Source organism: Streptomyces sp. NPDC127097 (assembly GCF_042724075.1).
In the GTDB taxonomy this organism is placed as follows: Bacteria; Actinomycetota; Actinomycetes; order Streptomycetales; family Streptomycetaceae; genus Streptomyces.
In genome coordinates this window covers 31587-43651 of record NZ_JBHXFI010000062.1, presented here as the reverse complement: position 1 = coordinate 43651, position 12065 = coordinate 31587, and the positions used below count along the sequence as shown (strand labels likewise).

Here is a 12065-nt window from a genome sequence, read left to right as displayed (position 1 = left end):
ACAACGCGGCATGGGGGTCCCCCCGCGCCGTTCAGGCGTGGGGGAGTGCGTGCCAGGCGTCGCGAGGCAGGCGGGACTTTGAAGACAGGCCCTAGGCCGGTCCGGTCCCTGGGCGGGTCCGGTCCCCGCGCGGGTCCGGCCCCTGGGACGCCGGCCGGACGTCCGCTAGCCGAGCGCCTCGATCCGTCCGCCGGTCGCCAGCCTGCCGGTCAGTTCCGCGCGGTCGCCCGCCTTCGCCGGGACCGCCAGCAGGCGGCCGGTCGTCTGGCCGGAGACTCCGCCGGTTGCCTTGACCGAAGTGACCTGGGTGCTGCCCGCGGCGAGCAGCCACCAGCGTTTGTCGGCGGCCTTCCACAGGACCCCGGCCAGGGCCCGGGGGGCACGGGGGCCGCAGGCGGTGCCGCCCTCGGCGCGTGCCACGGTCGTGCCCGGTGTGTACGGCTTTCCGGCCGGCGTCGGCGTCTGGATCTGTGCCATCGTGCGGCTGCCCGGGCCGCGCCAGGTTTCGGCGCGGGTGCACAGCCAGGCGGCGGTGCCGGCTCCCCCGGGCAGCGGCTGCCGGGCGAACTCCCAGGCGTTGACCGTACGGACGCCCTGGCCGCGGGCCACGGCCAGCTGGCAGGCCGTGCGGGCCCAGGCCGTCCGGGCCTTGGGGGAGGCCACGTCGCCCGGCTTGCGCGGGCTGCCGTACGTCAGGCGCGCGGGGACCAGTTCACCGAGATCGGTCAGCAGCCGGCCGCCCGTCCGCAGCGCCGGCCAGCTCGTGCACTGCCCGGTGGGCTGCGCCGTGGGCACCGGATCGGTCACCCCGCCCGCGCCGACCGTCACCGGCTGGTCCACCGCCTCCGGCGCGACCAGATCGACCAGCCGCGCCGACTTCACCCAAGGGGCGGTCAGAAAGCGCACATTGCCCTGGGTGCGGCTGACCACCAGCGCGGTCGCCGAAGCCGCCGCCGCGCCGTCCGTCCGCGCGAAGTCCAGCGCCGCGCCGGTGCCGTCGCCCTGCCCCTCGCCGTCCGCCGCCTCCGCATAGCGCACCACCCGCAGCCCGTCGTGGAAGAGCACCACCACGGCATGGTTCACCACCCCCGCGAACAGCAGCTGGGCCGGACCGGCCGCCGGACCGGCCGGCGTGCCGGGGGTCGCCGAGACCTGGACTCCGGCCCCGGGCCTGGCCCATACGGCCAGCGCCCGCCGCAGCAGCGCCCGGTCGTGGATCCGGTCGCCGCGGGCGGGCCAGGTCGCGAAGTCCTGCCGGGCCGCGCTCTTCCAGGCGGTCGCCGAGGACACCGTCAGCTTGCCCGGGTCCAGGGCCGCCTCGGCCGCGGCGTTCTGCGCGTACGGCGGGGCGGCGGCGCCGTCCGGGCCCCAGCCCTCGCCCGGCAGCCCCAGCAGCGCCCCGCACACCAGCACGGCCGCGCCCGCCGCCAGCACCGCCCGGCCGTGCTGCCGCCGCCGGATCAGATCCGTCGGCCTGGCCTGAAGCGCACAGGGGTCGAACTCCGCCGACTCCAGCAGCGACCGGTCCCGGCTGCCGGCCGGGGTCGTGGCCCGCTCCGCCTCCTCCAGCGCCTCCCGGGGGTGCGCCACCCCGGCCGCCTCCAGTACCCGGCGGGTCTCCGGTGCGCTCAGCCGCTCCAGGTCGCGCAGCACGAACGCCGCCCGGCCCGGCCCGGACAGCGCCGACAGCGCCTGGTCCAGCGCCAGTTCGTCGGCGCCCCCGGAGCGCGGGAAGAGCCGCAGGCCCCACACCTGGGGGAGCAGCGGCGGCAGTGGCAGCCACCGGCGGGTACGGCCGCCGGCCAGGGCGGCCCGCAGGACCCGCAGCCGGACGAAGGCGTAGCCGGGGTCGATCGCCGCGTCCGCGCCGGTGCGCGGGGCGGGCAGACCGGCCCCGCGGGTGGAGCTGCGCTGGCGCGGCAGGGTCCGCTGCACCACACCGTGGGCGGCCAGCACCCGCCGGCTGCGGCCCTGGCCGGACGGCAGGACGAGGTAGGCCAGCCGGACCAGCCGGGGGTAGTGCTCCACCAGCGCCGCCTCGGCCTGCTCGACGTCGATGACGTCGCCGAAGTCCTCAAGGCTGCCGGGGGAGGTGCGGTCCGGGCGCCGGGGTGTCGCCTGCTGCTGTTTCTGCTGCTGCTTCACGTTCCGTGAAACGAGTGAATCCTGTGATGGTCACCGGCCCTCCCCGCACCCCGAGGGGCGCCGGGAGGGCCGGTGACGGGCCGCCGGGACCGGCGGCTTCAGGGCTGGAGGTCGAACTCGCCGTCCCGTGCGCCGAGGACGAAGGCGCGCCACTCCGCCTCGGTGTAGCGCAGGACCACATCGGGGTCCGTGGAGTTGCGCATGGCCACCGCGCCCCGCTCCAGGAAGGCGATCTCCACGGCCTCCTCGGAGTCGCCGGGGGCGCGCTGCCAGGTGGCGTCGGAGATGTCGAGGGCGTAGAGCCACTCCTTCTCAGCTGCGGCACTCATACCGTGATCCCCTCGCTCGTGGTGCGTTCCCGGGTCAGCGTACGCGGCACTCAGGCGAGCTTCCAGCGGCGGAATACGGCCGTCCCGCCGTCCCCGGAGGCCGAGTTGGCGGCGGACTGGTGCAGCCCGGTGTCCTGCCGGGCGGCGGCGCCGGGGACGGCGACGGTGGCGATGTCGCGCCAGGTCGAGCCGCCGTCGGTGGAGCAGGCGCCGGTGTAGCTGCCGGAGTTGCCGCTGTCCGTGCCGCGGGTCAGCCGGAGCAGTACGGGGGCGGTGAGGCCGGTGAGCCGCCGGTAGGTGTCCAGGGTGCCGTCGCCGTTGGCGTCGTAGGACAGCACCACGCCGTTGGCGGGCGTCACGGACAGGTTGAGGAAGCCGAGGGCGTCCGGCGAGCCCGGGGCGGCGGCGGTGAGGCGGTTGCGGACGATGAGGCCGGCGCGGGCCCAGGGGCCGGTCGGGTCCTGCGCGGTCACCTCGACGGTGACCGAGCCGCCGGCGGCGAGGGCGTCCGGCCGGTACAGCGCGCCGAACTCGGCGGTGGCCTTCCACAGGTCCGCGCCCCCGCCATGGATGGCGAAACGGTCCTCCAACTGGCCGAAAACCGCCGCATTGGTGGTGACCGTGCGCAGCCCCGGGTCCAGCGGCCCGGCCACGAACAGCGTGCCGTGCCGCGGCGTACGGACCCGCGGTGCGCCCTGCGGGCCGTAGTCGACGGTGAGGTCGTAGGGGAGCGGGTGCAGCGGGGCCTCCAGGGGGCCGGCCGGGGTGGTGACCCGCCAGTGGGCGCGGCCGGTGCCGCCGGGCGGGACCGAGGGCAGCGACACCGGGCCCGAGGCGGTGGCGTCGACACCGGTCAGGGCGAAGTCCACCCGGCCGGTCGCCCGCAGCCCGTTGACGTTGCGCAGCGCCGCGGTGACCGTGGCCCGGCCGCCGGGCGGCAGCGCGGCCGGGTCGGCGGTGACCGTGACGGTGCCCTGGTAGGGGGCTTTGGCGAGGGTGTCGTGGACCCGCCGCGCGGTGCGGTACGCGTCGGTCGTCGGGCGCAGCGGATGGCGGGTGCGGGCGCGGGTCCAGGGCTCTTCCATGGCGTACCAGTCGAAGGTCTTCGGCGGGCGGTCCGCCGCCAGGGCGTCCGCCAGCTCGTCCAAGTACGCCTGCCACTGCGGGAGATGGACCTCGCCGATCAGGTCGTGCCAGTCGCGGTTGGCGTAGTTGGCGAGCGAGCCGCCGTCGGCGGTGGGCCGGTCCGCCCAGGTGGTGATCAGCGCCCGGGCGCTGTGTTCCAGCCGCGCCTCCTCCTCGGCGCCGGTCGCCATGGCACGGGCGTCCGCCAGCCACGGCCCCAGCAGGAACTGCCGGTGGGCGCCGGTGACCTCGTCGCTGAGCCGCATCAGCCGGAGCCAGAGCTCGGACAGCGCCCGGAAGGTGTCCCGGTCCTTGCGCCGGTAGGCGTCCTGGAGCTGCCCGATCAGCTGCCAGGACCGGTTGGCCAGCGCCTGCCGGGCGGCGTCCGTCAGATCGTGGCGGTAGGCGTCGCTGCCGCGCAGCGCGGGGCGGACCGCGAGCAGCGCGGCGAACGCGGTGTCGAAGGCCGCCGGGTCGAAGGCGGGGGTGTGCGTGGCGTAGACCGTGCCGGAGCGGGCGGCGAGGTTCGGACGGGCGGCGAAGACCGAGTCGTGCGGGCGGCCGTCCTTGCTGGAGATCTCGTACGTGCTGGTGCGCAGCGCGGCGAACGCGGCACGGGCGTGGGCGTCGCGGGCGCCGTAGCGGAGGTCGGCATAGCCGTCGAACCACGCGGTGCGGTCCACCGGCCGTTCCCGCCAGGCCAGTTCGCCGAACAGCTCGCACGCGGCCGGGTCGCGCTCGGCGGCCTCCGGCATGTACGCGGTGCCGACGAGCCGGCTGCCCGGCTTGTCCCGCCAGGCGGTGAAGCGCTCGGCCCAGATGTGGGTCTTGGCGCCGAGGGTGGTACGGCCGCCGAAGTTGGGGATGGAGCCGAAGGCGTACGGCACCCCGCCCCAGTCCCGCTCCCGGTCGGTGACCGTGTCCAGGTCGCTCAGGCCGTCCACGATCAGCATCCGGTCGTGGTCGACGGCGTCCAGCAGATCGCGCCGCGGGTTGTCCTGCCAGCCCAGGATCACCCATGTCGCCCCGGGGCGGGCGGTGCGCAGCGCCTTCTCGACCGCGCGGGCGGCGTCCGGCACCGGCACGTCACCGGGGTCGCCGCCCTCGTGCAGCAGATCCATCTTGAAGTGGTCGGCGGGGCCCAGGAGTTGCTCCTGGTGGCGGTAGAAGGCGGCGGCGACGGCGGCGAAGACATCGGTACGCGGATCGAGCCAGTCGGGGCGCTTGAGGCCCGCCCAGGTGCCCTGGGGGACGGTCCCGGCGCCGGGGTTGCGGGCGGCGAAACCGTCCGGGACGGTGCCGAAGTAGCCGGGGAGGACCGGATGCATGCCCAGCTCGTGCAGCCGGGTGGTGATCCGGCGCCCCAACTCCGCGCGCTTGGCGAGCAGTTCCGGGCTGATGGGGCCGCCGTAACCGCTCATGTTCTGGAGCAGCCACCACGGCTGGTGCGAGGGGGCCGGGAGCCAGCCGCGGGCCTCGGCGTCGGAGTAGCCGAAGCCGGTCAGCAGCCGGTGGTAGACGGCCTCGGTGCCCGGGGTGACCAGCACCTCGTTCACCCCGCGCAGCGCCAGGGCGTCGATCAGCCGCTCCCAGCGCGGCCAGTCCGCGTACGGGGCGGTGTAGCCGTCGTGGGTGTCATTGAGGGCGAACCGGTGCGGCAGCGAGGTCGCCCGCTCGACGGGGCCGTCCGGGGCGGGCAGCCGGCCGGGCAGTGCCATCTGGTCGCCGGCCCACGACAGATGGGCCCGGCAGGTGTACTTGAGGTACCAGTTGACGCCGGTCAGCGCCGTTGCGGGAGTGGTTCCGGCGACCGTGATGCGGCCCGTACGGCCCTCGATCCGGAAGCGGTCGCCGGCGCCGTCCCGGGCGAGCGGCACCAGCGTGAACTGGTCGGCGTGGCCGGGCAGCAGCCGCCTCAGCGCGGCCCGTGCCGGTGCGGTGTCGTCCACGGGTGCTTCCTCCTGGCGCCGGGTGGGCGGCGCCCCGGCGGAGGCGGCAGCGGAGGCGGCAGCGGGGGCGGCGGCCCCGCCCAACGCCGCCCCGGCGCCGATCGCTCCGGCGGTTCCCAACAGTGCGCGTCGTGACGGTCGGCTCACGTGTGCCCCCAGTGCTCGGTGCTCACAACAGTCCCGTGCGGAGGGCACGCTAACGGTCGGTCAGCCGCGGTCCAAGTAGGCCAGCACCGCCAGCACCCGCCGGTTGTCGTCGTCCGACGGCGGCAGCTGGAGCTTGCCGAAGATGTTGGAGGTGTGCTTGGCGACCGCCCGCTCCGTGATGACCAGCCGGCTCGCGATCGCCGTATTGGAGCGGCCCTGCGCCACCAGCTCCATCACCTCGACCTCGCGCGGGGTCAGCCGCGCCATCGGCCGGTCCCGGGCCCGCCGCGACAGCAGCTGCGAGATGACCTGCGGGTCCATGGCCGTACCGCCCGCCGCCACCCGGCGCACCGCGTCGACGAACTGCTCGGCGTCGAAGACCCGGTCCTTGAGCAGATACCCCACCCCGCCACTGCCGTCCGCCAGCAACTCCCGGGCGTAGAGCTGCTCCACGTGCTGGGAGAGCACCAGCACCGGCAGTCCCGGCCGGTCCCTGCGGGCGGCCAGCGCGCACTGCAACCCCTCGTCGGTGAACGACGGCGGCAGCCGTACGTCGACCACCGCGACATCCGGCCGCTGGTCGGCGAGCGCCCGCGTCAGCTCGGGGCCGCTCTCCACCGCCGCGACGACCTCGAAGTCGTACGCCTCCAGCATCCGGACCAGCCCGTCCCGCAGCAGGAAGAGGTCTTCGGCGAGCACTACGCGCACGGAATCTCCATGGTGACCAGCGTCGGGCCGCCTGCGGGAGAGCTGACGGCGAGGGTGCCGTCGAAGGTACCGAGCCGGCGTTCGATACCGCGCAGCCCGGTGCCTTCGCCGGCCGGCGGCGGGCCCGTCGTGGCGAAGCCCCGGCCGTTGTCCGAGACCGTGATCCGGAGACGGCCGCCGGCATGGCGGAGGCCGACGGCTATCCGGTCGGCGCCCGAGTGCTTCGCGGCGTTCGTCAGCACCTCACTGACCGCGAAGTACGCCGCCGACTCCACCGGCGCCGCCAGCCGCCCCGGCAGCGCCACCGCCACCTCGACGGGGATCTCCATCCGCAGCGCCAGGGCCCGTACGGCATCGCCCAGCCCGCGTTCGGCCAGCACCGGCGGATGGATGCCGCGCACCAGGTCACGCAGCTCGGTCAGCGCCTCGGCGGAGGACTCCCGGGCCCGCGCGAGCAGCTCCTTGGCCCGCGCCGGATCCTTCTCCACCAGGGCCTCGATGGTGCCGAGGCTCATGCCCATGGCCACCAGCCGCGCCTGTGCGCCGTCGTGCAGATCCCGCTCGATCCGGCGCAGTTCGGCGGCCGAGGCGTCCACCGCGTCGTGCCGGGTCTCGGTCAGCCGCGCCACCCGCTCGGCCAGCTCGGCCCGGGGCGGCGTCAGAAACACCGCGGCGAGCAGGAAATGCGCCCGGATCAGGGCAGGGTTGGCGTACCGGGCGAGCAGCAGAAAACCGGCGCCGAGCACCGGCAGGGTGAACAGCAGCCACGGATGCTCCGCGGGCAGTGAGCCCAGGCCGAGGAGGTAACCCCCGATACCCGTCAGCCCCTCCAGGACCGGCAGCAGCACGAACCCCACGCCGTAGCCGACCAGCGACGGCGGCAGCAGCACCAGCGCCAGGCCCGCCGACGCGTCCACCGGCAGCCACAGCAGCTCCCGCCAGGTCGCCGGATCCCGCAGCAGGACCGCACACCGCCGCGCCTGGCTCACCGGCCCGTGGCCCAGACCGGCGGGGAACGGGCGGTAGGCCGCGGGAATCCGCACCCCGGCCAGGTCGTACCCCCACACCCGGCGCAGCTGGGCGTACCGCCGGGCCCAGAACAGCACCACCGGCGTGGTGAGCACCCCCACCCCCACGACGATCAGCGCCAGCGACACCACGGTCAGCACGAACAGCGTGACCGACCCCAGCTCCACGGCCGGCGCGAGCCCCAGGCCGCGGACCGCGGCGACCAGTGTTCTGCGGACCCTCATCCGTTCGCTCCCTGGGCTTCACGCGCCCGGCCGTCGGACACGGGAACAGTCTGCCGCGTAGAGAAGGGCCAGGTCATGGGGTTACGTCCCCGGCCGGGGTGTACCCGGCACCACCGTGGAGCGGCGCACCGTCCGTCCCGCACGGCCCCACCGGCCCCGCTGTCCCCACCGCCCGCCGACTCACCAGCCTCCCCCCTCCCCAAGGAGAGCTCTCATGAGCATGGCACCGGCCGCGTCCGCCGCCGTCCCCCGCACCGCTCCCGCCCCCGCACCGGCGGCCGCCCCCGCCGAGCCCGGCTACACCGCGGAGATCGCCGACACCCGCGCACAGATCCGGGCCGCCCAACGCCTGCGCCACCAGGTCTTCGCCGAGGAGATGGGCGCGACCCTGCACTCCCCGCTGGCCGGCCATGACATCGACGCCGTCGACGACCTCACCGACCACCTCATCGTCACCCACGACGCCACCGGCGAGGTCGTCGGCACCTACCGGCTGCTGCCGCCCGGCCGCAGCCCGCGGCTGTACTCCGACGGCGAGTTCGACCTCGGCGCGCTGGCCGGGCTGCGCTCCTCGCTCATCGAGGCCGGCCGCTCCTGTGTGCACCCCGACCACCGCAACGGCGCGGTCATGACCCAGATGTGGGCCGCCCTCGCCCGCTACACCCTGCTCTCCGGCCACCGTTACCTCGCCGGCTGCGCCTCCGTCCCGCTCGCCGACGGCGGCACCGCCGCGGCCCACGCCTGGGAGCTGGGCCGCACCCGCTACGCCGCACCGCCCGAGCTCCAGGTCACCCCGCACCACCCCTGGCACACCACCCTCCCCGTCCCCGAGCGCCCCGCCCTCGCCCAGCTGCCGCCGCTGCTCCGCGGCTATCTGCGCATCGGTGCCGTCATCTGCGGCGCGCCCGCCCACGACCCCGAGTTCGAGGTCGCCGACTTCTTCGTCGTCCTGGACATGGAGCGGCTGGGCGAGCGCTACCGCCGCTACTTCCTGGGGGAGCGGTGAACGGCCCCTGGGACGTGCACTCCGACTGCACCCCGGACTGCGCCGCGCACGCCCTGCCGCGGGTGCCGGCGACCCGGATCGCCCGGCGCGGCGCCGCGTTCGCCCGCACCGTGCGGCGGGCGCTGACGGACGGCGAGCGGATGGCCGAGCCGGGCCGGCTGCGGACCCACGCCCGCGGGCTGCTCGACGCGCTGGACATCCGTACCGACGGCGTGGCCTCGCTCACCGCCGGGCGCGGCACCGGCACCCTCGTCGTCGTCAACCACATCTCCTGGCTCGACATCCTCGCCCTGCTCGCCGTCGAACCGGTCACCCTGCTCGCCAAGCGCGAGGTCGGCGGCTGGCCGGTCGTCGGCGGTCTGGCCCGCCGGGCCGGCACCCACTTCATCGACCGCACCCACCCCCGCCGGCTGCCGCACACCGTGCAAGAGGTGTCCGAACTGCTCGCCGCCGGACGGTCGGTGGCGGTCTTCCCGCAGGCCACCACCTGGTGCACCGCCGAGGCGGGCACCTTCCGCCGGGCCACCTTCCAGGCCGCCATCGACGCGGGCGCGCCGGTCCGTCCGGTGACGCTGGACTACCACCAGCAGGGCCTGCCCAGCACGGTCGCCGCGTTCTGCGGGGAGGACACCTTCGCGGGCTCGCTGCGCCGGGTGCTCGCCGCCCGGGCCCTGACCATACGTGTCACCGCGCATCCGGTGCTGTGGCCGCTCGACGCGGGCCTGGACCGGCGGGAGCTGGCGGCGCGGGCGGCCCGGGCCGCGCTGGGCGGGCGCCCGGTGACGGCGGCGACGGGCGGCGGCGCGGCCCGGCCGGCCGGGCGGCTCCGGCCCGCCGTTCCGGTGCCGCACGCCCCGCCGCGGGACACCCCGGCCCATGTTTGAGCAGCTGGACCAGCTCACCGCGTCCCTTCAGGGCATGCTGGGCTCGCCCTGGCTGTGGCTGGTCGTCCTGCTGGTGTCCGGCCTGGACGCGCTGCTGCCGTTCATGCCGAGCGAGACCACGGTCGTCCTGGTCGCCGTGCTCATCGGCCCCGACCCGGCGCTGCTCGCCCTGCTGGCGGGCGTCGCGGCGGCCGGGGCGCTGGCGGGGGACTGTCTGGGCTACGCCGTGGGACGGTACGCGGGCCCGCGCGCGAGCGCCCGCATGCTGCGCGGTGAGCGGGGCCGGGCCCGGCAGCTGCGGGCCCGCGCCCGGGTCGAACGGCACGCCGCGCTGCTCATCATCGCCGGCCGCTTCCTGCCCGGTGGCCGGGTGGTCGCCGCCCTGACCACCGGGAGCGTCCGCTTCCCGCTGCGCCGCTTCGTGGCGCTGGACGCCGTCGGCGCGGGCCTCTGGGCGGTGTCCAGCGCGGCGCTCGGCGGGCTGGGCGGTGCGGCGCTCACCGACTCCCCGGCCAAGGGCGTGCTGCTGGTCTCCGGCAGCGGGCTGGTGGCGGCGGTCTGTGTGGCCTGTTGGCACCGGTGGGGCGGCCCGGAGGACCGGGAGGAGCCGCGGCGGTGCGGTCCCCGTGCGGGTGCGGCACCCGGCCGGGAGGGGGAGCGGATCCCCGCCCGGCCGGGCCTGCGGCAGCGGCAGGAGGGTGTCTGACCCGGCCTCAGACGCTCGGCACGTACTTGTAGCCGACCCGCCGCACCGTCACGATCGACGACCGGTGCGCGGCGCCCAGCTTGCGGCGCAGCCGGGCGACATGGACATCGACGGTACGGCCGTCGCCGACGTGCCCGTAGCCCCACACCGTGGTCACCAGCTGGTCGCGGGTGTGCACCCGGTGCGGATGCGCGACCAGATGGGCCAGCAGCTCGAATTCGAGGTAGGTCAGGTCCAGCGGGCGGCCCTGGACCTGCGCGGTGCGCCGTTCGGGGTCGATCCGCACGATCGCGTCACCGGTCGGCGCGGGCGCCTCGGGCGCGGCGGCCGGCGGTGCGGCGGTGGCGGCGGCCTGTTCGGCCGGTACGAGGACGAGATAGCCGACCATCGGCGGGCGGCCGGGCAGTGCGGGCAGGCTGTGCTGGGGTGCCGGCAGCCAGGTCGCGCCGGAGTCCAGCAGCTCGGCGACCGACACGGCGCCGGGGTGCGGAGCCCCGCCGGCCGGGGCGGTGGCGGGTGACGGATGGGCCTCGTCGGGCGTCACGGCGCGCAGCCGGTGACGGTGGGCGTGCGCCGCGGAGGCGGCGGGAAGCGGAGCGGTCGCGGAACCGGCGGTCAGGGTACGGACGTTCGTCATCAGGAGTCAGCTCTTTCGCGCAGCGGGGCGTCGGGGACGTCGTGCGCGCGGGCAGGGCGGCGGACGCCGGTCAGCGGCGTCGGAGAGGCGTGTGCGGGCCCGCGCTCAATGCGCGCGGCAACACAGACGGTCGAAGGCGTGCGCCTGCCGGGACGGCCAGAAAGGCTCGAGGTCGCTGCGACCTGTCGCGGTGTCGGTGAGGCTGGCCATGGCCCTATTGAACCAGACGGTCGGTGATTCTGTCCCCGGTGCGGAGCGCCCGGTGGCGGGATTCCGCCGCGCCGGACCCGCCCGGACGCCGGGACCGGCGGCGGCGCCCCGGCCCCGACTCGGCTTGTCCGCAACGGAGTTGGCGGCCGCGCGACGGGGGAGAGCCCTGGCCGGAATCCGCCGCGCGACGCCCCTGCCCCCTACGCCTGCTTCGTCCCCGCTCCGCCGCCGCGCCCGCCCGTCGCGCGTCGCAGCCCCGCCCCCATCGCCACCCCGAGCGCCATGGCCGCCAGATGCCCGGCGTCGGTGAACGTGCGCCCCCGGCGCAGCACCGGAGCGGTCGCCAGCGCCAGCAGCCCGCCGGTGGCCGCCGCCCGGATGCCGCGGTGCGGGACGGTGGCGGCGAGTGCGCCCACCGTGGCGTTGAAGCCGTAGCTGGCCCCGACGTCGACGGCCTGTGCGGTGGCGTCCGGCGGGGTGTCCCCCGTGGGCCCGTGGGCGGGACGGACGTGCTCGCGCGCCCGCAGGCCCGCGTAGACCAGCAGGCTGGCCCCGATGTGTCCGGCCATGAAGACCCCCGCCGCGCGCCCGGTGCCCCAGCGCGCCTCGGCCGTACCGAGGGCGGCGAGCAGCGCGGCGCCGTACGGCAGCGGCAGCGGATGTTCGACGAACGCCGCGCTGGTGACCAGCGTCCGCCACCGCCCGGCCCGCAGGTTGGCGACATTGGTGGAGTGCGCGCGCAGCAGCTCCGTGCGCCGCCGGGCGGGCAGCCGCGCGATGGCGTGGGCGCCGAGCTGTACGCCGCCGACGTACAGCGGTGTGGCCCAGGGCAGGGCGGTGTGCCGGAGGCGGGTCAGCATCTCGGGCCGGCGGTGGCCGGTCCGGCCCGGCCAGGTCCCGGCGTTGATCGTCAGCATGCCCTCAGCGTGCCAGCAGCCACCGGCGAACGGCCCGGACCCGTCGCGC

General features: G+C 76.1%; 10 protein-coding genes. 3 read left to right on the top strand and 7 right to left on the bottom strand.

The window, feature by feature from the left end; all coding sequences use genetic code 11:
* Positions 1-165: 165 nt before the first annotated feature.
* From ACFWJW_RS32135 to ACFWJW_RS32115, 5 genes are all read right to left on the bottom strand, one after another.
* Positions 166-2145 carry a hypothetical protein gene (locus ACFWJW_RS32135; protein WP_387247742.1) on the bottom strand — a complete coding sequence of 660 codons (1980 nt, stop codon included), beginning with the start codon at positions 2143-2145 and terminating at the stop codon, positions 166-168.
* A 98-nt stretch (positions 2146-2243) separates the two neighbouring features.
* Positions 2244-2474: a DUF397 domain-containing protein gene (locus ACFWJW_RS32130; protein WP_042154028.1), complete on the bottom strand. Its 231-nt coding sequence runs from the start codon at positions 2472-2474 to the stop codon at positions 2244-2246.
* Positions 2475-2524: 50 nt separating this feature from the next.
* Positions 2525-5695 carry an alpha-N-acetylglucosaminidase TIM-barrel domain-containing protein gene (locus tag ACFWJW_RS32125; protein ID WP_387247740.1) on the bottom strand — a complete coding sequence of 1057 codons (3171 nt, stop codon included), beginning with the start codon at positions 5693-5695 and terminating at the stop codon, positions 2525-2527.
* A 60-nt stretch (positions 5696-5755) separates the two neighbouring features.
* Positions 5756-6403, bottom strand: a complete 648-nt coding sequence (locus tag ACFWJW_RS32120) for a LuxR C-terminal-related transcriptional regulator (RefSeq protein ID WP_387247738.1) — start codon at positions 6401-6403, stop codon at positions 5756-5758.
* Complete coding sequence (locus tag ACFWJW_RS32115) at positions 6394-7656, bottom strand: histidine kinase (protein WP_387247736.1); 1263 nt, start codon at positions 7654-7656, stop codon at positions 6394-6396. The genes ACFWJW_RS32120 and ACFWJW_RS32115 overlap by 10 nt, the downstream gene beginning before the upstream one ends.
* A gap of 214 nt (positions 7657-7870) precedes the next feature.
* Between ACFWJW_RS32115 and ACFWJW_RS32110 the strand changes: the two genes are divergently transcribed.
* The 3 genes from ACFWJW_RS32110 to ACFWJW_RS32100 are packed head-to-tail and all read left to right on the top strand — an operon-like array spanning position 7871 to position 10252.
* Positions 7871-8662, top strand: a complete 792-nt coding sequence (locus tag ACFWJW_RS32110) for a GNAT family N-acetyltransferase (protein ID WP_387247734.1) — start codon at positions 7871-7873, stop codon at positions 8660-8662.
* On the top strand, positions 8659-9546 hold the full coding sequence (locus ACFWJW_RS32105; protein WP_387247732.1) for a lysophospholipid acyltransferase family protein: 888 nt from the start codon (positions 8659-8661) through the stop codon (positions 9544-9546). The genes ACFWJW_RS32110 and ACFWJW_RS32105 overlap by 4 nt, the downstream gene beginning before the upstream one ends.
* A complete protein-coding gene (locus ACFWJW_RS32100; RefSeq protein ID WP_387247730.1) occupies positions 9539-10252 on the top strand; it encodes a DedA family protein in 714 nt (237 codons plus the stop codon). The genes ACFWJW_RS32105 and ACFWJW_RS32100 overlap by 8 nt, the downstream gene beginning before the upstream one ends.
* A gap of 7 nt (positions 10253-10259) precedes the next feature.
* Here the strand turns inward: ACFWJW_RS32100 and ACFWJW_RS32095 are convergent, their stop codons facing one another.
* Positions 10260-10889, bottom strand: coding sequence for a winged helix-turn-helix domain-containing protein (locus ACFWJW_RS32095; protein WP_387247728.1), 630 nt, complete (start codon positions 10887-10889; stop codon positions 10260-10262).
* Positions 10890-11299: 410 nt separating this feature from the next.
* Positions 11300-12016 (bottom strand): rhomboid-like protein, encoded by a 717-nt coding sequence (locus ACFWJW_RS32090; RefSeq protein WP_387247726.1) that lies wholly within the window; start codon positions 12014-12016, stop codon positions 11300-11302.
* Positions 12017-12065: the final 49 nt, after the last annotated feature.

Bases quoted from the DNA above. Each gene is read 5' to 3' on its own strand.
- ACFWJW_RS32130 (WP_042154028.1), bottom strand. From the start codon at position 2,474: ATGAGTGCCGCAGCTGAGAAGGAGTGGCTCTACGCCCTCGACATCTCC.
- ACFWJW_RS32115 (WP_387247736.1), bottom strand. From the start codon at position 7,656: ATGAGGGTCCGCAGAACACTGGTCGCCGCGGTCCGCGGCCTGGGGCTC.
- ACFWJW_RS32110 (WP_387247734.1), top strand. From the start codon at position 7,871: ATGAGCATGGCACCGGCCGCGTCCGCCGCCGTCCCCCGCACCGCTCCC.
- ACFWJW_RS32100 (WP_387247730.1), top strand. From the start codon at position 9,539: ATGTTTGAGCAGCTGGACCAGCTCACCGCGTCCCTTCAGGGCATGCTG.
- ACFWJW_RS32095 (WP_387247728.1), bottom strand. From the start codon at position 10,889: ATGACGAACGTCCGTACCCTGACCGCCGGTTCCGCGACCGCTCCGCTT.
- ACFWJW_RS32090 (WP_387247726.1), bottom strand. From the start codon at position 12,016: ATGCTGACGATCAACGCCGGGACCTGGCCGGGCCGGACCGGCCACCGC.